The following is an 18,504-nucleotide window of genomic DNA, read 5'->3' on the forward strand; positions in this document are numbered from 1 at the left end:
GACCGTGAGCGAACATATCGTCTTCCTTGACGACGAAGGCCTGGCGCCTTCCACCCGCCTCAAGCGCCCTGACTGCGAACACAGCTGGCAGCAGTTTGCCTACACCCACCCCGACCAGGTGCTGGAGCACCTGAAAGACGCGACGGTGGCGCTGACCTGTAGCGTGCCGCTGCGCGAAAAGCACCTGCGCCAGTTGCCCAGGCTGAAGATGATCTCGCTGGCCCTGACCGGCCGCGACATCGTCGATGTCGACTACTGCGAAGCCCACGGCATCGAAGTATCGAGCGTACCCGGCTATGCCGCCAACACCGTGGCCGAGCACAGCCTGGCGATGATCCTTGAACTGTTCCGCCGTCCGGCCGCCTTCACCCGCCTGATGCGCCAGGTGCATGCCGGCGACAAGCCGTACCAGAACATCTACTTCAACCACCGCATCCGCGATGTGCGCGACAAACAGCTGGCGATCATCGGCAGCGGCCCGATTGCCCTGCGCCTGGCGCACCTGGCGCGGGCGTTCGGTATGCAGGTGCTGTTCGAAGACCGTGGCGGCAAGCGCCAGGGCGCCGACTGCCGGCCGCTGGCCGAGCTGCTGAAAAGCTGCGACGTGCTGTCGATCAATTGCCCGCTCACGCCAGAAACCCACAACCTGATCGATGCCGGCCAACTGGCATTGATGAAGCCCGATGCCATCGTGGTCAACACCGGCCGCGGCGGCGTGGTCAACGAAGCGGCGCTGATCCAGGCGCTGCAACAGGGGCGCCTGGGCGGTGTGGCGCTGGATGTGGTGGAAGTGGAGCCGCTGCACCCCAGCAACCCGCTGTTCCAGCTGATCGACCGCGACGACTTCCTGCTCAACCCGCACATCGCCTGGAGCAGCGAAGACGCCATGCAGCAGCTGATGGACAGCGCCGTGGACAACATCAGCGACTTCGTCGCCCGCCAGGTTTCTGAAAAAAGGATTCGCACTGCGTGAGCAGGGGACGCATGCGCGGCAATTCTTTGCCCGGGTGAAGACCACCTACCAGTTGGCCTGAACGGGCCTCGGGGCTGTGCAGTCACGCAAAGAACAGTGGTCATTGTGGGAGCGGGCTTGTCCCGCGAATGGGGCAACGCGGTGCATGGCACCGGCTTCGCCGGTGTTCGCGGGGCAAGCCCGCTCCCACAGAGTCCCCGCTCAATCAATGAGTGTGATTTTGTTCTACGATTGTGGCCTTGTGTCGCGATGGGCTGCACAGCGGCCCCGACAATCTCCAGCCAGCAAAGGGAACTACCCGCACTCCCCGGCCCTCTTAAGCACTGAGTGGTTTATTTCCCTGTGCTTCACGCTACTGGAGAACATGTCATGCGCCACCTACTCCTCGCCCCTGCGCTGCTGCTCCTGCTGCCTGCCGGTGCTGCCCTGGCCCGCGTCGATGCGGGCGACGTCGCCACCTCGGCCGGTGTTTCCGCTTCGCTGTATTCGACCTTCAAGGACGACAAACGGATCATCCCGGCCCGTGACGAACTTTCTGCCTTCGTCGCCAGCGGCGGTGCAATCCGTGGCGCCTATGTAGAGTCGGCGCTGGAACAGGCCCGCAAGGACCACCCAGGCCTCCAGGCAAATGATGAAGAACTGGCCAGGGCTATTCTTTCCCAGGATGACCGCATAGCTGATCACTAAGGCAATCCTGTGCCGGCCCTTTCGCGGGCTCGCCCGCTCCCACAGATACTGCACAGGCTTTAGGCCCGCAGCAATCCCTGTGGGAGCGGGCAAGCCCGCGAAAGGGCCGGTACAGGCAACATCACCCCCAGCCATCCATGCGCATGGTCGCCCTGACCAAACGCTGCTCTTCCTGCTCGATCTCCCGCAAACTGTCGCGTATCCCGTTGATATGCTCACGCGCCGCCCGCTGCGCCTGCTCGGGCAGCTGCTCCATCACCGCGTGATACAACCGCGCATGCTGCCGATCAATCTGGCGTTTCTGCGCCGGGCGGCAATACAGGTTGTTAACCGAGGCAAACACGGTGCTCAAGGTCAGGTCACTGAGCGATTGCAAGGTATGCACCAATACCGGGTTATGTGACGCCTCGCTGATCGCCCGGTGGAAGGCATGGTCACGGCGGGCGTGCTCACGGGCGTCCAGCGCCTGCGCCGCCTCGTGGGCCGCCAGCATTTCTTCATAACGCCGGCGGATCAGCAAGCGGTCGACCTCGGTGGCACGTAACGCCGCCAGCCGCGCCGATTCGGCCTCGAGCAACGCCCGCACCTCCAGCAAGTCGAACAGTGTGCGTGGCTGCGAGCTGAACAGGTGCATCAACGGTGTGGCGCCCGCCTGCCCCGTCAGGTCGGCGACGAACGAGCCTCGCCCCTGCTCGGTGTCGATGATGCCGCGCCCACGCAAAATGCGTAGCCCTTCGCGCAGGGCCGAGCGTGAACAACCCAGCTTGTCTACCAGCCGCCGCTCCGAAGGCAGGGCCTGGCCCACCTTCAGCACACCGTCGACGATCAGCCGCTCGACCCGCTCGGCCACCTGGTCGGCGACCTTGGCCTTGCCATCAGTAACCACTGCGCACCTCCTGCTGGTAGGACCAGTTAGACCACCTGCCCCAATCTAGCCGGGTAAACCCATCAATAACCAGTACCCTGGAAGAAAACTGGTAGGACCAGTGCCCGTCATGCTCGACCGCTGCAGCTGGCACGCGCAGGCTGCAACGGTGACCGCTTTGCCAACAACAACAAAAACCGTTGCCGAGTGAGCCGATGAATATCCTGTACGACGAACGCGTCGATGGCGCGCTGCCCGCCGTGGACCAGGCAGAGCTGCTGCAGGCACTGCGCAGTGCCCTGCCGGACCTCGAAGTCCTGCACCGCGAAGAAGACCTCAAACCCTACGAATGCGATGGCCTGTCGGCTTATCGCACGGTGCCGCTGCTGGTGGTGCTGCCCGAGCGCCTGGAGCAGGTGCAGACGCTGCTCAAGCTCTGCCACCAGCGCGGCGTACCGGTGGTCGCGCGTGGCGCCGGTACCGGCCTGTCGGGCGGTGCCTTGCCGCTGGCCAAGGGCATCTTGCTGGTGATGGCGCGCTTCAACCGCATCCTTGAAGTCAACCCGCAGGGCCGCTATGCCCGGGTGCAGCCCGGCGTACGCAACCTGGCCATCTCCCAGGCCGCCGCACCCCATGGTATGTACTACGCACCCGACCCGTCCTCGCAAATTGCCTGCTCCATCGGTGGTAACGTTGCCGAGAACGCAGGTGGCGTGCACTGCCTCAAGTACGGCCTGACCGTGCACAACCTGCTCAAGGTGGACATTCTCACAGTCGAAGGTGAACACCTGACCCTGGGCAGCGATGCCCTGGACAGCCCCGGCTTCGACCTGCTGGCACTGTTCACCGGTTCTGAAGGCATGCTCGGTATCGTCACCGAAGTTACCGTGAAACTGCTGCCCAAACCCCAAGTGGCGCGGGTGCTGCTGGCCAGTTTCGACAGCGTCGAGGACGCTGGCCGGGCGGTGGCCGAAATCATTGCCGCCGGCATCATTCCCGGCGGCCTGGAAATGATGGATAACCTGGCAATCCGCGCTGCCGAAGACTTCATCCACGCCGGCTACCCGGTGGACGCGGCGGCTATCCTGTTGTGCGAACTGGATGGCGTGGAGGCCGATGTGCACGACGACTGCGAACGGGTGGCCGCCGTGCTGACGCAAGCCGGCGCCCGCGAGGTGCGGCTGGCCTGCGACGAGGCCGAGCGCGTGCGTTTCTGGGCCGGGCGCAAGAACGCCTTCCCGGCGGTGGGGCGCATCTCCCCGGACTACTACTGCATGGACGGCACCATCCCACGCCGCGAACTGCCGCGGGTGCTCAAGGGCATCAGTGACCTGTCCAGCGAATACGGCCTGCGCGTGGCCAACGTGTTCCACGCCGGCGACGGCAACATGCACCCGCTGATCCTGTTCGATGCCAACCTGCCCGGCGAACTGGAGCGGGCTGAAGCCATCGGCGGCAAGATCCTCGAACTGTGCGTGGCGGTGGGCGGCAGCATTACCGGCGAGCACGGCGTAGGCCGCGAAAAGATCAACCAGATGTGCGCGCAGTTCAACAGCGACGAAATCACCCTGTTCCACGCGGTCAAGGCCGCCTTCGACCCCCAGGGCCTGCTCAACCCCGGCAAGAACATTCCCACCTTGCACCGTTGCGCCGAGTTCGGCGCCATGCACGTGCACCACGGGCAGCTGCCCTTCCCCGACCTGGAGCGCTTCTGATGAGCATGGACCGCGACATCAGCCAGGCCCTGCTGGAGCAGGTCAACCAGGCCTTGAACCAGGGCACGCCATTGCGTATCCAGGGCAGCAACAGCAAGGCCATGCTCGGCAACCCGGTAACCGACGAAGTACTCGACACCCGCAGCCACCGTGGCATCGTCAGCTACGACCCGACCGAACTGGTGCTCACAGCCCGTGCAGGCACACCGCTGCGCGACATCGAAGCTGCCCTGCACGCGGCTGGCCAGATGCTGCCCTGCGAACCCCCGCACCTGGGCCCCGAGGCCACCTTGGGCGGCATGGTCGCGGCGGGCCTGTCTGGCCCCAGGCGGCCGTGGGCCGGGTCGGTACGTGACTACGTGCTCGGCACGCGGGTGATCACCGGCCACGGCAAGCTGCTGCGTTTTGGTGGCGAGGTGATGAAGAACGTGGCCGGTTACGATGTATCCCGGCTGATGGCGGGCAGCTTTGGTTGCCTGGGGCTGTTGACCGAAGTGTCCCTGAAAGTGCTGCCGCGGCCGCGCGAATGCCTGAGCCTGCGCCTGCCGATGGGTTGCCACCAGGCATTGGAAGCGCTGGCCGAGTGGGGCCAGCAGCCATTGCCGATCAGCGCCGCCTGCCATGACGGCGACGCGCTGTACCTGCGCCTGGAAGGCGGTGAAGGCTCGGTGCGGTCGGCGCGCCAGCGCCTGGGCGGCGAAACCCTCGACAGCGGCTTCTGGAGCGACCTGCGCGAACAGCGCCTGGCGTTTTTCAATGACCCTGCACCGCTCTGGCGTTTGTCGCTGCCCAACGCCACCGGCGAGCTGCACCTGCCCGGCCGGCAACTGATCGACTGGGGTGGCGCCCAGCGCTGGTTGAAGTCCAGTGCACCGGCGCAGGCGATTCGCGACCAGGTCGCCAAGGTGGGTGGCCACGCCACCTGCTACGCCCCCGGTGCAGCCAGCAGCCCACCCCTGCCCGCCGCATTGATGCGTTACCACCGCGCCCTCAAGCAGCAGCTCGACCCCCAGGGGGTGTTCAACCCTGGCCGCCTGTACCCGGACCTGTGAGGCCAGACCATGCAAACCAACCTGAGCGAAACATCCCGCCGGCTGGCCCGCGCCGACGAGGCCGAAAGCATCCTGCGGTCCTGCGTGCACTGTGGTTTCTGCACCGCCACCTGCCCCACCTACCAACTGCTGGGCGATGAACTGGACGGCCCGCGCGGGCGCATCTACCTGATCAAGCAGATGCTCGAAGGCGAGCCGGTCACCGCCAGCACCCAACTGCACCTGGACCGCTGCCTGACCTGCCGCAACTGCGAAACCACCTGCCCATCCGGGGTGAAGTACCACGACCTGCTGGACATCGGCCGCGCCGTGGTCGAACAGCAGGTGCCACGCCCGCTTGGCCAGCGCCTGCTGCGCCAGGGCCTGCGCGCGGTGGTGCCGCGCCCGGCGTTGTTCAAGGCCCTGACCCGCAGCGGCCAGGCCCTGCGCCCACTGTTGCCGGCCGCCCTCAAAAGCAAGCTGCCAGCGCGGATGACCGCACCCGGCCAGCGCCCGGCACCGCGCCATGTGCGCCGGGTGCTGATGCTGGAAGGCTGCGTGCAGCCGGCCCTGTCGCCCAATACCAATGCCGCCGCCGCACGCTTGCTGGACCGCCTGGGCATCAGCATCGAACCCATCCACCAGGCCGGCTGCTGTGGCGCGGTGGACTACCACCTCAATGCCCAGGAACAAGGCCTGCAACGTGCACGGCGCAATATCGACGCCTGGTGGCCGGCCATCGAAGCAGGCGCCGAGGCCATCGTGCAAACCGCCAGCGGCTGCGGCGCGTTCGTGCGCGACTATGGCCACCTGCTGGCGCACGACCCCCGCTACGCCGCCAAAGCGGCAAGGGTCAGCGCCCTGTCCCGCGATCTGGTAGAAGTACTGCGCGATGAGCCGGTCGAGCAACTGGGCCTGTGCGCCGAACAACGCCTGGCCTTCCATTGCCCCTGTACGCTGCAACACGCCCTGAAACTGGGGGGCGCGGTAGAGGCGCTGCTGACGCGCCTGGGCTTTACCCTGACCTCGGTGCCGGACGGTCACCTGTGCTGCGGCTCGGCGGGCACCTATTCGCTGACCCAACCGGCGCTATCGCTACAACTGCGTGACAACCGCCTCAACGCACTGGAAAGCGGCAAACCGCAAGTCATCGCCACCGCCAACATCGGCTGCCAGGCTCACCTCGACGGGGCCGGACGCACGCCGGTAAGGCACTGGATCGAAATCGTCGAAACAGCCTTGAACCCGGAGAACCCCCATGCATAGCAAGTTCGTGATCGGCCAGGCCGAAGTCGCCCGTGTGCTGACCGCCGCCCGCCAGGAAGCCCTGGCCCAGCAATGGAACGTGACCATCGCCGTGGTCGACGACGGTGGTCACCCCTTGGCCCTGGAGCGCATGGATGGTTGTGCGCCGGCCAGTGCCTACATTGCCGTGGAGAAAGCCCGTACCTCCGCGCTGGGGCGCAAGGAAACACGGGATTACGAGGAAATGGTCAATGGTGGCCGCACCGCGTTCGTCACCGCACCGCTGCTGACCAGCCTGGAAGGTGGCGTGCCACTGCGGGTGGATGGCCAGGTGGTGGGTGCCATTGGCGTGTCCGGGGTCAAGTCCGAACAGGATGCCCAGGTAGCCAAGGCTGGCGCGGCTGCCCTCTGAGTCCTGAGCTGGCCTCTTCGCGGGCTTGCCCGCTCCCACAAGGACCGCACAGGTCCCGAATCCCACGCAGTACCTGTGGGAGCGGGCAAGCCCGCGAAGAGGCCCGCACAGGCGACTGAACTCCCGAAGACAGAACATCGAGCGAACAGACAATGCCCAACGAACTCCAGGTCGCCCCCACCCTCCACCGCTTCATCGAAGACGAAGTCCTCCCCGGCACCTTCATCGAAGCCGCCACCTTCTGGCAAGGCTTCAGCACCCTGGTCCACGACCTCGCCCCGCACAACCGCGCCCTGCTCGCCGAACGCGAGCGCCTGCAAACCGAGCTGGACAACTGGCACCGCCAGCACCCCGGCCCGATCCGCGACATGGCCGCCTACCAGCACTTCCTGCAAGGCATCGGCTACCTGGTCGAGGCCCCCGAAAACGTGCAGATCAGCACCGCCAATGTGGACCGTGAAATCGCCGTGCAAGCCGGCCCGCAGCTGGTCGTGCCGCTGAGCAATGCCCGCTACGCCCTTAACGCCGCCAACGCCCGCTGGGGTTCCCTCTACGATGCGCTGTACGGCACCGATGCCATTGCCGAAAGCGCTGGCGCCGAACGCGGCCAGGGCTACAACCCGGTACGCGGCGCCAAGGTGATTGCCTATGGCCGGCAGTTCCTCGACGCCAGCGCGCCCCTCGACGGTGCGTCACACAGCGACGCCAAAGCCTATGTGATCAACCGGGGCACGCTGCACGTGACGCTGGCCGACGGCCGTCAGGTCGGGTTGCAGAATCCTGCACAACTACAGGGCTACCAGGGTGCGCCGAACACCCCCACGGCGATCCTGCTGCAGCACCACCAGCTGCATTTCGAAATCCGGATCGACCCGACCAGTGCAATCGGCCAGCAAGACCTGGCCGGGGTCAAGGACATCGTCCTGGAAGCCGCGCTGACCACCATCATCGACTGCGAAGACTCGGTAGCTGCCGTGGATGCCGACGACAAGGTCAACGTCTACCGCAACTGGCTGGGCCTGATGAAGGGCGACCTCAGCGAGCAGGTCAGCAAAGGCGGCAAGGCCTTCAGCCGCACCCTGGCCGCCGACCGCCAGTACCAGGGTATAAACGGCCAACCGCTGACGCTGCCGGGCCGCTCGCTGCTGTTCATCCGCAACGTCGGCCACCTGATGACCAACCCGGCCATCCATGACCGAGATGGCCGGGAAATCCCCGAAGGCATCCTCGATGCCGTGGTCACCAGCCTGATCGGCCTGCACGACCTCAAGCGCCGCGGCAATTCCCGCGAAGGCAGCCTGTACATCGTCAAGCCGAAGATGCACGGGCCGGCCGAAGTGGCCTTCGCCGACCAGCTGTTCGGCCGCGTCGAGGCCCTGCTGGGTTTGCCTGCGCATACCCTGAAGATGGGCATCATGGACGAAGAGCGGCGCACCAGCGTCAACCTCAAGGCCTGCATCGCCAGCGCCGCGTCACGGGTGGTGTTCATCAACACCGGCTTCCTCGACCGCACGGGGGACGAGATGCACAGCGCCATGGAAGCCGGCGCCATGCTGCGCAAGGGCGACATGAAAGGCAGCGCCTGGATCCAGGCCTACGAACGCAGCAACGTGCTGGTCGGCCTGGCCTGTGGCCTGCGCGGCAAGGCGCAGATCGGCAAGGGCATGTGGGCCATGCCCGACCTGATGGCGGCCATGCTCGAACAAAAGGTTGCCCAGCCCAAGGCCGGTGCCAACACCGCCTGGGTACCGTCGCCCACTGCCGCCACCCTGCATGCGCTGCACTACCATCAGGTGGACGTAGCCGCCGTGCAACAGGCGCTTGAACAGGTTGACCTGGGCGCCCAGCGCCAGGCGTTGCTGCATGACCTGCTGAGCATTCCTGTCAGCCCCGAACGGCCGTGGAGCGTCGCTGATGTCCAGGCCGAGCTGGACAACAACTGCCAAGGCATCCTCGGTTACGTGGTGCGCTGGGTCGAGCAAGGGGTCGGTTGCTCCAAGGTGCCGGACATTCACGATGTGGGCCTGATGGAGGACCGCGCCACCCTGCGTATTTCGGCGCAGCACATTGCCAACTGGTTGCACCATGGGGTGGTGGATGACGAACACGTCGAAGCGACCCTGCAGCGCATGGCCAGGGTGGTCGACCAGCAGAATGCCGGGGACCCGGCGTACCGGCCGATGGCGGCCGGTTTCGAGGCATCGCATGCCTTCCGCGCTGCGCGGGAGCTGGTGTTCAAAGGGCGGGAGCAGCCAAGCGGCTATACCGAGCCGTTGTTGCATGGCTGGCGGTTGCGCTTCAAGCAGGAGGTTCAACTGTAGGGAAGGGCCACCACCATCATTGTGGGAGCAACTGTCTTGCTCAAAACCTGAAAGATTGCGCGATCACTGTGGGAGCGGGCGTGCCCGCGAACACCGGCGAAGCCGGTGCCATCCACCGCGCTGGGTTCTTCGCGGGCATGCCCGCTCCCACACCTACCACGCAGCGTTTTACGATGGTGCTCAACCCTGCGAGTCGACCACCACCGCCTCGCCAATCGCATAAAAATGCCCACCCGCCACGTAGTGCAAGCTGCGCCACTGCGGGTCGGCATTTTCATAGGCCCAGTGCCCATCCCGGAACACCCGGTCATCAGCCCAGGCCGCCACCACCTCGCCAATGAACAGGTCATAGGTGCTCTGGTTATGCGGTTCTTCGATCACCCGACACATCAGCCAGGCCGAGCAACCTTGCACCAGCGGCGCCGCATGCCCTTCGACCCGCGCCAGCTGCACACCGATGCTGGCCAGCTTGTCGGGCTGGTCGAACAGGCTGCGGGTACCGACCTGGTGCGTCAGGTGCGCCTGGGCGGCGGTCGGCACCTGGATCACGAACCAGCCACTGCCCTCCACCAACTGACGGGTGCGGGCGATCTTGTCGAGCACCACGGTCACCTTGGGCGGGTCGAAATCCAGCGCGCAGGCCCAGGCGGCCGCCATCACGTTGTCCACCCCCTCGTGGCTGGCCGACACCAGCACCGTCGGGCCATGGTTCAGCAGGCGATAGGCCTTTTTCAGGTCGACGGGTTGGAAATGGCTGTTCATGGCAATCCTCGGCAAGGCAGGTATCAGACGGGCGAATTGTGCCGCAGACCTGTGCTACCTGCCAGTCAGGGGTGGCATTCCGGCGCCTTCAGAAATTTCCCACAGCATTCTCGGAAGCGTCCTACTTGCTGCCTCTGCGCACAGAAAACAAGATCGGAGCTGGACAACGCAAGGTCGCGATCCAGAGGAGGCTCCGTATGCACCTGTACGCCCGCTCCATTGCCGAACTGCGCAGCAGCCTGCGCGAAATGCTCACCCATGACATCAGCAACCCCGACGAAGACCCCCACCTGTCGGGGGTGATGTTCTTCTGCGCCACCGACGAGCACTCCCGGCAACTGATCGAACGTATCGAGTTGCTGGCCAGCGAGGTGTTCTTCGACCCCAACGGGCGGGCCATCGCCGAACACTTGAAAGCTGCCGCAGTGGATGGCGTGCGTATCAAGCGCAACCGCAAGGCGCCGGAAGACGAGACGGTGATACGCATCGCGGTGGCGGACAAGGGCTACATCACCGTGAGCACAGCCCGGTTCTGAGTTTTTTGGGGCGGCTTTGCAGCCCATCGCCGGCAAGCCAGCTCCCACAGGACCGCGTCAAACCTGATGCATACGCGATACCTGTGGGAGCTGGCTTGCCGGCGATGGGCCGCAAGGCGGCCCCATGCCCTTGCCTGGCCAATCCGCTATCCTGAGCACTCCCCCGCTCCGGACCGCCCCATGGAACTGCACATTCGCCTGGAAGGCCGCAAAGGCCTGGCCGACCAGCTTTACCAGCAACTGCGCGCCGGTATCGACAGTGGCCACCTGGCCGCCGGCACCCAGCTGCCGCCAACCCGCCTGCTGGCCGAGCAACTGGGGGTGTCGCGCAAGACCGTGGCCGAGGCCTATTCGCGGCTTACCTACGATAACCTGCTCAGCGGCGTAGTCGGCCGCGGCACGTTCATCACCCCGCGCCAACCACTGCGTAGCAATGAATCAGCCAGCGTTCCGCTGGCCGGTGCCGCGTCCCTCGAACGCTGGCAGCAGCGCGCTACCGTGCTCGCCCAACGCCAGTTGCAAGCGCCCTCGCGCTATGACTTTGTCGGCGGTGCTTCGAGCAAGGCGCAGTTCCCGTTCGACCAGTGGCGCAGTTGCCTGAACTACGCCTTGCGCCGCAGCCAGCGCCACCCCGAGCGGCAGTTCACGGCCCAGGGCCTGCCGGAGCTGCGCGAGGCGATCGCCCACCACATCGCCTACGCCCGTGGCGTGCACTGCAGCGCGGCCGACCTGCTGGTGTGCAATGGCGCCCAGCAAGCACTGGACCTGATCGCCCGGGTACTGGTCGAGCCGGGTTGCCAGGTGGCCATGGAAGACCCCGGTTACCCGCCGGCACGGCAACTGTTCCTGGCCCTGGGCGCCAACCTGCAGGCCGTGCCGGTGGATGATGAAGGCCTGTGCGTGGAGCAGATCGCCGATGGCACCCGGCTGATCTACGTAACACCCTCGCACCAGTTCCCGCTGGGCATGCCGATGAGCGAGCCACGCCGCCACGCCCTGCTGGCCCGGGCCGCCGAACTGGGTGCACTGATCATCGAAGACGATTACGACTGCGAGTTCCGCTACCACGGGCCGGCCTCGGATGCCCTGCAGCGCCTCGACCGGCATGGCCTGGTGGCCTATGTGGGGACCTTTTCCAAGACGCTGCTACCCGAGTTGCGCCTGGGCTATGCCGTGCTGCCGCCTGCCGTACTGCAGGCCGCCTGTGTGGCCAAGCACCTCAGCGACTGGCACAGCCCGACATTGCTGCAGTGGGCGCTGGCGCGTTTTTTGGGGGAAGGCCACCTGAACAAGCACATCCGCCGCTGCCACGAGGTCTACAGCGCCCGGCGCGAGCGCATCCTGACGCGCCTGGGCGGTGACCTGTCGCCGTGGCTCAGCGCCATCCCCGCCAGCGCCGGCTTCCACCTCAGTGCCCTGGCCAAGCCCGGGGTGGATGTCGAGTTGCTGGCCAACCTGGCGCGCAAGGTGGAAGTCGGCCTGTATTCGCTGGCGCCGTTCTTCAGCGAAGCGCCGGTACGCCCGGGGCTGTTGCTGGGCTTCGGCGCCATCGAACTGCTGGACATCGACCCGGCACTGGACCGGGTGCGCGATACCCTGCAACGCCTCAGCTGACCGGCGCGGCCTTGCCTGTCGGGGCCGGGCGCTCGATGGCTGCGGCGTAGCCACGCGGGTTGAAGCAGGTGGTCACCAGCAGCATGGCCAGCACGGTCACGGTGAGCAGCGTCCACGACGCCTGGAAGTCACCACTCACGTCACGCAGCCAGCCGGTGATGTACGGCACGATACCGGTGATGATGAAGCCGATGCCCTGCACGAACGCCGCCAGGCTGCCGGCCTCGGCGGGCGTTTTCAGGTGCTCCAGGGTCAGCGTCAGGCTCTGGCTGAAGCAGGCGCCCAGGCCAAAACCGATCATCGCGACCCACAGCCCCGAAGCCTGCGTAGGTGCCAGCAGCAGGCCGAGGAAACCGGCCAGCTGGATCGCCAGCGCCAACCACAGGCCTGGGCGGCGATCCGCCCAGCGCCGCAGCAACAGCGGCAAGCCCAGTGCACCGGCTACCTGGAAGACCGTCATCAGGCCAACCAGGTCTGCGCCGCCCTGAGCGCTGCCGCCGTGCTCGATGTGGTACGCCGGCAGCCAGGCCACCATGCTGGTGTAGCCGCCATTGATCAGGCCGAAGTACAACGCCAGCAACCAGGCCCGGCGCGTGCCGAACCAGTGCCCGCCAGCGGCCCCGGCCAGCGTTGGCGGCCCCTGCCGAGGCCGCAGCACGGCCCAGGCCAGCAGCGCCAGCAGTGCCGGGATCGCCCACAGGCCCAGGCCGACTTGCCAGTGGCCGAAGTGCCCGCTGATATGCGGGCCAAGCACGGCAGCCATACCGCCACCACTCATCAACGCTGCCGAGTACAGCCCCATCGCCCCCGCCAGGCGGCTGGGGAACCAGCGGTTGACCAGCCCCGGCATCATGCCCTGCACCACCGCCACGCCCAGGCCGGCGACCACCGCACTGGCGATAAGCGCCCAGGCGCTGTCCAGTTGCAGGCGCCACAGGCAGGCCAGGGCAATGGCCGCCAGGCCCCCGAGCATGCCGCCGTGCTCGCTGATCCAGCGACGCAGCCACGGCTGCAGCAACGGCACCAGGCCCATGCACAGCACCGGCAACGCCGTCAGCAGGGCGGCCTGCTGGTAGCCCAGGCCGGTGCTGGCGCGCATGGGTTCGAGTAACGGCCCGATACTGGTCAGTATCGGCCGCAGGTTCAGCGCCAGCAAAATCACCAGCAACAGGTTCAAGGCAGCTCTCATTGTGCATCGGTTCTCGGGTAGCAGGACCCGGCCATTATCCCGGCTTGGCGGGCCTGGCAGAAATGAAGAGATTGGATGCTTGTCAGTGGCCACCTGAATGGACGATTGGCCTCCGGCTTATGTGTGCAATTGGCTATCGGGGAGGCCAAAGGGCGGCGCTACAGTAGAGCCATTCCCACCCCATACCTTTTGGAGACAGCCATGCACAACCGTATCGAATGGGCCAAGCACGCCCCGGAAGCCTACAAAGCCATGGTCGGCCTGGAACAGGCCCTGGCCAAGAGCGGCCTGGAGAGCGCCCTGCTGGAGCTGGTGCGCCTGCGGGCCTCGCAGATCAACGGCTGCGCCTACTGCGTCAACCTGCACGCCAACGATGCCCGCAAGGCCGGTGAGACCGAAGCACGCTTGCAGACTTTGAGCGTGTGGCGCGAAACCGCCTACTTCACCCCGCGTGAACGTGCGGCGCTGGCCTGGGTCGAGAGCCTGACCCGCCTGCCTGAGCGTGGGGCACCGCAGGGGGAGTACGAAGCCTTGCAGGAACACTTCGAACCGGCCGAAGTGGCCAACCTGACCCTGGCGATTGCCACCATCAATGCCTGGAACCGCTTCGGTGTCGGGTTTGCCATGGTACCGGCCTGATCATTGACCGGCAGCCTGTGCGGGCCTCTTCGCGGGCATGCCCGCTCCCACAGGGATGTCGCACAACCTTGAGGCTGCGCTGTACTTGTGGGAGCGGGCGCGCCCGCGAAGAGGCCCGCACAGGTGACACATCAACGCCCGGCCAACCGCGCCCGATAGCTGCCGGGGCTCTGCCCGGTCCACTTCTTGAACGCCCGGTGAAACGCACTGGGCTCCTGGAACCCGGCCTGCTCGGCGATCTCCGCAATGCTCAACACCCCCTCGCGCAACCGCTCGAAGGCCATCGCCCGGCGCACCTCATCCTTGATCTGCTGGTACGACCGCCCCTCCCGCTCCAGCTGCCGGCGGAACGTACTGGCACTGATCCCCTGCTGCTGCGCCAGCGCCGCCAAGGTCGGCCACTGCCCATAGTGCCGCGCGCGCAGGTGCCGGTACACCTCGGCCACCAGCCCGTTCTGGTTGCGAAAGCGGATCACCAACCCCTGGGGCGCACTGCGCAGAAAGGTTTTCAGGGTCGCCAGGTCCTGCACCACTGGCAGGCGCAGGTAGGCGCTGTCGAACTCCACTTCCGTACGCCCGCTGCCCAGGCGCAAGTCCGGGCCCCACAACAGCAGGTCGTCTTCCTGGGCCGGGCGCGGCACTGCCAGCTCGGTGCGGTCGATGGCGACCCGCCGCCCGGCCAGCCAGCACAACATGCCGATCATCAGCACCAGGTAGGTTTCCTCGGCATACACCCGGGTCAGTGGGTCGGCAATGTTCGACTGCACGCTGATCAGCGCGCGCCCACCGCGCACCGTCAGGCTGCCGCGCAGGTCGCGCAGGAACAGGCCAAAGCCACCCAGGCACTGGCGCAAGGCTTTTTCCAGGTTCGGTTCAAGGATCAGCCCCCGGCAGATCAGGGCAAAACTGCCCAGCGGCATACCATGGCTGTCGAGGCGGAAAAACTCGTCGTCCAGGCGCTGGATCTGTGCCAGCCACAGTTCGGAGAAGGCCTTGGCCGGTACACGCGCCTGGGGCTGTTCGAGCAAGTGCGGGTCGATGCCCACGGCACGCAGCTGCGCATCACGCTCGGCAGGGCTATCGCGCAGGGCGTGGAGCATGGCATTGAGGAAGTACACGGCGACCGAATCGCTATCGCGCATGGTGGTTTTCGCTGTCTATGCTGAGTGGCAAAAAGTGCCAGGTTGTTTGAACAGATCCGGCATAGGCTGCAACAGAGCCTTTGCCTAGACTCGATCCCACTCCGGGACCGCCGGCCATTCTCGCAGAGCCTGGCCCGCTCCCGCCATGCCTAAGCTTACGGAGCCTCTATGAGCAGCCCAGAAATCTACGTCGTCAGTGCCGTGCGTTCCGCCATCGGTGGTTTTGGAGGCTCGCTCAAGGACCTGCCCCTGGCCGACCTGGCCACGACCATCACCCGCGCCGCCATCGAGCGCTCGGGCGTGGCCGCCGAGCAGATCGGCCATCTGGTCATGGGCACCGTGATCCCGACCGAACCGCGCGATGCCTACCTGTCGCGGGTTGCCGCGATGAACGCCGGCATCCCCAAGGAAACACCTGCCTTCAACGTCAACCGCCTGTGCGGCTCGGGCCTGCAGGCCATCGTCTCTGCCACCCAGTGCCTGCTGCTCGGTGATGCCGACGTGGCCGTGGCCGCCGGTGCCGAGTCCATGAGCCGTGGCCCGTACCTGCTGCCGCAGGCACGCTGGGGCGCGCGCATGGGCGACCTGCAAGGCATCGACTACACCGTCGGCGTACTGCAAGACCCGTTCGAACACTTCCACATGGGCATCACCGCGGAAAACGTCGCCGCCAAACACGGCATTACCCGCGAGATGCAGGATGAACTGGCCCTGACCAGCCAGCGCCGTGCCGCCCGCGCCATTGCCGAAGGCCGTTTCGACAGCCAGATTGTCCCGGTGGAGCTGAAAACCCGCAAAGGCACCGTGCAGTTCGCCGTGGACGAGCACGTGCGTGGCGACGTCACCGCCGAGCAACTGGCGGGCATGAAGACCGTGTTCAAGAAGGACGGCACCGTGACTGCCGGCAACGCCAGCGGTATCAACGATGGCGCGGCTGGCCTGGTGCTGGCCAGCGGTGACGCGGTGCGTCGCCTGGGCCTGAAGCCGCTGGCGCGCCTGGTGGGCTATGCCCACGCCGGTGTCGAGCCCGAACTGATGGGCCTTGGCCCGATCCCGGCTACCCGCAAGGTGCTGGAAAAGACTTGCCTGAAACTGCAGGACCTGGACGTGATCGAGTCCAACGAAGCGTTCGCCGCCCAGGCCTGCGCCGTGGCCCGCGAGCTGGGCTTCGACCCAGAGAAGGTCAACCCCAACGGTTCGGGTATTTCCCTGGGCCACCCGGTGGGCGCCACTGGCGCGATCATCGCGACCAAGGCCATCCATGAACTGCAGCGTGTTCAGGGCCGCTATGCGCTGGCCACCATGTGCATCGGTGGCGGCCAGGGCATTGCCGTGGTCTTCGAGCGCGTCTGAGGGAGCCTGACACATGAGCATTGAACAGATCGCCGTGATCGGCGCCGGCACCATGGGCAACGGTATTGCCCAGGTGTGTGCAGTAGCCGGCTACCAGGTGCTGCTGGTGGATGTTTCCGACGCGGCGCTGGAGCGCGGCGTGGCCACCCTGAGCAAAAACCTCGAGCGCCAGGTCAGCAAAGGCACCCTGGATGCGGACAAGGCGGCGGCGGCAAAAACGCGCATCCGCACCAGCACCGACTACGCCCAGCTCAGCAGCGCGCAGCTGGTGATCGAGGCCGCCACCGAAAGCCTGCAGCTCAAGCAGCGCATCCTGCAGCAAGTGGCCGCCAACGTCGCCGCCGACTGTCTGATCGCCACCAACACTTCGTCGCTATCGGTCACCCAGCTGGCCGCCAGCATCGAGCACCCCGAGCGTTTCATTGGCGTGCACTTCTTCAACCCGGTGCCGATGATGGCGCTGGTCGAGATCATCCGCGGCCTGCAGACCAGCGACAGCACCTACGCCCAGGCGCTGGTGGTGACCGAAAAGATCGGCAAGACGCCGATCACCGCCGGCAACCGCCCAGGCTTCGTGGTCAATCGCATCCTGGTGCCGATGATCAACGAAGCGATATTCGTGCGCCAGGAAGGCCTGGCCAGCGCCGAGGACATCGACACCGGCATGCGCCTGGGCTGCAACCAGCCCATCGGCCCGCTGGCCCTGGCCGACCTGATTGGCCTGGACACCTTGCTGGCGATCATGGAGGCCTTCCATGAAGGCTTCAGCGACAGCAAGTACCGCCCTGCCCCGCTGCTCAAGGAAATGGTCGCGGCCGGTTGGCTGGGGCGCAAGACCGGCCGCGGTTTCTTCACCTACTGAGGACAAGGCGCCATGCCCCCGGTCAATGCCGCAATGCGCTGTGCCAGCTTTGAAGAGCGACGTGACCGGGCCATGGCGCTGTTTGCCGAAAAGGGCTTTGGCCAGGTCAGCATGCGCGAGCTGGCGGCCCATGTGGGGCTGACGGCGGGCTCGCTGTACCACCACTTTCCCAGCAAGCAGGACCTTTTGTACGACTTGATCGAGGAGTTGTACGAAGAACTGCAGGCCACCCTGGATCAGGGCCGTCGGGCCATGGCCCGCGGGGCGTCGGCCTTGGGCTGCCTGATTGCGGCGCACTGGCAATTGCATGCCGAGCGGCCGATGCAGTTTCGGCTGGCCGAACGGGACCTGTGCTGCCTGAGCGACGACCAGCGGGCGCGCCTGGCGCTGGCGCGCAAGCGTTATGAGGCAGGGTTGCTGAGGTTGATTGCGCCGCAGGCGACGTTGCAGGGGGAGGCATTGGTGGCCACGGCGCAGGTGGTGGCGACGCTACTGAACCAGTTGCCGGGGATGTTGAAGGCACTGCCCGAGGAACAGGGGCTGGGGTTGATGGAAAGCATGTTGACGGGAGGGTTGGAGCGAACCCTGCGCTAGGCCACTCAGGCCAACACAGAACCTGTAGGAGCGGCCTTGTGTCGCGATGGGGCGCGCAGCGGCCCCGGCGATCTCGCGATGAGGCAAAGACCTTGGGGCCGCTGCGCGCCCCATCGCGACACAAGGCCGCTCCTACAGGGGCCGCACTCCGCCTGAAGATTTGCTTTCAGCGCAGCAGTGCCTGGATCTGCTCGTGCAAGGTATCCAGGTCAAACGGCTTGGCCAGGATCGGCGCCTTGCGGGTGATCGGGCTGCCTGACTCGAGAATCTCCGCCGGGTAGCCACTGATGAAAATCACCTTCAGGTCCGGGCGCAACTTCACCGCAGGCTCGGCAATCTCCACCCCGGAGATGCCACCCGGCAAGCGGAAGTCCGTCACCATCAGGTCCAGGTGCGGTTTGCTGGCCAGGATGGCAAACGCCTGTTCGCCATCTTCGGCCACCAGCACGTGGTACCCCTCACCTGCCAGGTAATCACGCAAAATCATGCGAATCGCCGGTTCGTCCTCGACGACCAACACCACATCTTGTGCATCTTCACTCATGTTAACGCCTTGAAATTCTT

General features: G+C 65.9%; 18 protein-coding genes. 13 read left to right on the forward strand and 5 right to left on the reverse strand.

All coding sequences use genetic code 11. The annotated features are described in order from the left end of the window. Positions 1 to 4: 4 nt before the first annotated feature. Positions 5 to 973, forward strand: coding sequence for an NAD(P)-dependent oxidoreductase (locus AK81_RS01065; RefSeq protein ID WP_043196095.1), 969 nt, complete (start codon positions 5 to 7; stop codon positions 971 to 973). Positions 974 to 1,342: 369 nt separating this feature from the next. Beyond that, the gene (locus AK81_RS01070) at positions 1,343 to 1,660 is read left to right on the forward strand and encodes a DUF2388 domain-containing protein (protein ID WP_016487609.1); all 318 of its coding nucleotides are present in this window, start codon (positions 1,343 to 1,345) and stop codon (positions 1,658 to 1,660) included. A gap of 121 nt (positions 1,661 to 1,781) precedes the next feature. Here AK81_RS01070 and glcC read toward each other — a convergent pair whose 3' ends face one another. Continuing rightward, positions 1,782 to 2,546, reverse strand: coding sequence for a transcriptional regulator GlcC (glcC, locus tag AK81_RS01075; RefSeq protein WP_043196097.1), 765 nt, complete (start codon positions 2,544 to 2,546; stop codon positions 1,782 to 1,784). 194 nt (positions 2,547 to 2,740) lie between these two features. On the opposite strand from glcC, the gene glcD reads away from it, so the two are divergent. The 5 genes from glcD (at position 2,741) to AK81_RS01100 (ending at position 9,249) form a co-directional block, all read left to right on the forward strand. After that, positions 2,741 to 4,240, forward strand: coding sequence for a glycolate oxidase subunit GlcD (glcD, locus tag AK81_RS01080; RefSeq protein ID WP_043196099.1), 1,500 nt, complete (start codon positions 2,741 to 2,743; stop codon positions 4,238 to 4,240). After that, the gene (glcE, locus tag AK81_RS01085; protein ID WP_043196101.1) at positions 4,240 to 5,292 is read left to right on the forward strand and encodes a glycolate oxidase subunit GlcE; all 1,053 of its coding nucleotides are present in this window, start codon (positions 4,240 to 4,242) and stop codon (positions 5,290 to 5,292) included. Before glcD ends, glcE begins: the two co-directional genes overlap by 1 nt. Positions 5,293 to 5,301: 9 nt before the next feature. Beyond that, on the forward strand, positions 5,302 to 6,537 hold the full coding sequence (gene glcF, locus AK81_RS01090; protein WP_043196105.1) for a glycolate oxidase subunit GlcF: 1,236 nt from the start codon (positions 5,302 to 5,304) through the stop codon (positions 6,535 to 6,537). Further along, complete coding sequence (locus AK81_RS01095) at positions 6,530 to 6,928, forward strand: heme-binding protein (RefSeq protein WP_043196107.1); 399 nt, start codon at positions 6,530 to 6,532, stop codon at positions 6,926 to 6,928. The genes glcF and AK81_RS01095 overlap by 8 nt, the downstream gene beginning before the upstream one ends. Before the next feature lie 152 nt (positions 6,929 to 7,080). Then, a complete protein-coding gene (locus AK81_RS01100; RefSeq protein WP_043196108.1) occupies positions 7,081 to 9,249 on the forward strand; it encodes a malate synthase G in 2,169 nt (722 codons plus the stop codon). A 180-nt stretch (positions 9,250 to 9,429) separates the two neighbouring features. On the opposite strand, the gene AK81_RS01105 is transcribed toward AK81_RS01100, so the two are convergent. Then, the gene (locus tag AK81_RS01105) at positions 9,430 to 10,011 is read right to left on the reverse strand and encodes a flavin reductase family protein (RefSeq protein ID WP_043196109.1); all 582 of its coding nucleotides are present in this window, start codon (positions 10,009 to 10,011) and stop codon (positions 9,430 to 9,432) included. Positions 10,012 to 10,208: 197 nt separating this feature from the next. Between AK81_RS01105 and AK81_RS01110 the strand changes: the two genes are divergently transcribed. Then, on the forward strand, positions 10,209 to 10,547 hold the full coding sequence (locus AK81_RS01110; RefSeq protein WP_043196110.1) for a hypothetical protein: 339 nt from the start codon (positions 10,209 to 10,211) through the stop codon (positions 10,545 to 10,547). A gap of 180 nt (positions 10,548 to 10,727) precedes the next feature. Beyond that, entirely contained in the window at positions 10,728 to 12,161 is a 1,434-nt protein-coding gene (locus AK81_RS01115; protein ID WP_043196112.1) for a PLP-dependent aminotransferase family protein, read from the forward strand. Here the strand turns inward: AK81_RS01115 and AK81_RS01120 are convergent. Then, positions 12,154 to 13,350 carry a cyanate transporter gene (locus AK81_RS01120; protein WP_043196114.1) on the reverse strand — a complete coding sequence of 399 codons (1,197 nt, stop codon included), beginning with the start codon at positions 13,348 to 13,350 and terminating at the stop codon, positions 12,154 to 12,156. The genes AK81_RS01115 and AK81_RS01120 overlap by 8 nt on opposite strands. Positions 13,351 to 13,551: 201 nt before the next feature. Between AK81_RS01120 and AK81_RS01125 the strand changes: the two genes are divergently transcribed. Beyond that, positions 13,552 to 13,989 (forward strand): carboxymuconolactone decarboxylase family protein, encoded by a 438-nt coding sequence (locus AK81_RS01125; RefSeq protein WP_043196115.1) that lies wholly within the window; start codon positions 13,552 to 13,554, stop codon positions 13,987 to 13,989. A gap of 131 nt (positions 13,990 to 14,120) precedes the next feature. Here the strand turns inward: AK81_RS01125 and AK81_RS01130 are convergent, their stop codons facing one another. Then, complete coding sequence (locus tag AK81_RS01130) at positions 14,121 to 15,131, reverse strand: AraC family transcriptional regulator (RefSeq protein WP_043196116.1); 1,011 nt, start codon at positions 15,129 to 15,131, stop codon at positions 14,121 to 14,123. A gap of 168 nt (positions 15,132 to 15,299) precedes the next feature. On the opposite strand from AK81_RS01130, the gene AK81_RS01135 reads away from it, so the two are divergent. Genes AK81_RS01135 through AK81_RS01145 form a run of 3 tightly spaced genes read left to right on the forward strand, consistent with a single transcriptional unit; the run spans position 15,300 to position 17,940 of the window. Beyond that, entirely contained in the window at positions 15,300 to 16,484 is a 1,185-nt protein-coding gene (locus AK81_RS01135; protein ID WP_043196118.1) for an acetyl-CoA C-acyltransferase family protein, read from the forward strand. Between the two features lie 13 nt (positions 16,485 to 16,497). Then, on the forward strand, positions 16,498 to 17,346 hold the full coding sequence (locus tag AK81_RS01140) for a 3-hydroxybutyryl-CoA dehydrogenase (protein ID WP_043196120.1): 849 nt from the start codon (positions 16,498 to 16,500) through the stop codon (positions 17,344 to 17,346). 12 nt (positions 17,347 to 17,358) lie between these two features. Then, on the forward strand, positions 17,359 to 17,940 hold the full coding sequence (locus AK81_RS01145) for a TetR/AcrR family transcriptional regulator (RefSeq protein WP_043196121.1): 582 nt from the start codon (positions 17,359 to 17,361) through the stop codon (positions 17,938 to 17,940). Between the two features lie 166 nt (positions 17,941 to 18,106). Here the strand turns inward: AK81_RS01145 and AK81_RS01150 are convergent, their stop codons facing one another. After that, positions 18,107 to 18,484 (reverse strand): response regulator, encoded by a 378-nt coding sequence (locus AK81_RS01150; RefSeq protein WP_009686481.1) that lies wholly within the window; start codon positions 18,482 to 18,484, stop codon positions 18,107 to 18,109. Positions 18,485 to 18,504 lie beyond the last annotated feature (20 nt).

Origin of the sequence: Pseudomonas putida W15Oct28 (genome assembly GCF_000708715.2) — a bacterium.
GTDB lineage: Bacteria > Pseudomonadota > Gammaproteobacteria > Pseudomonadales > Pseudomonadaceae > Aquipseudomonas > Aquipseudomonas putida_R.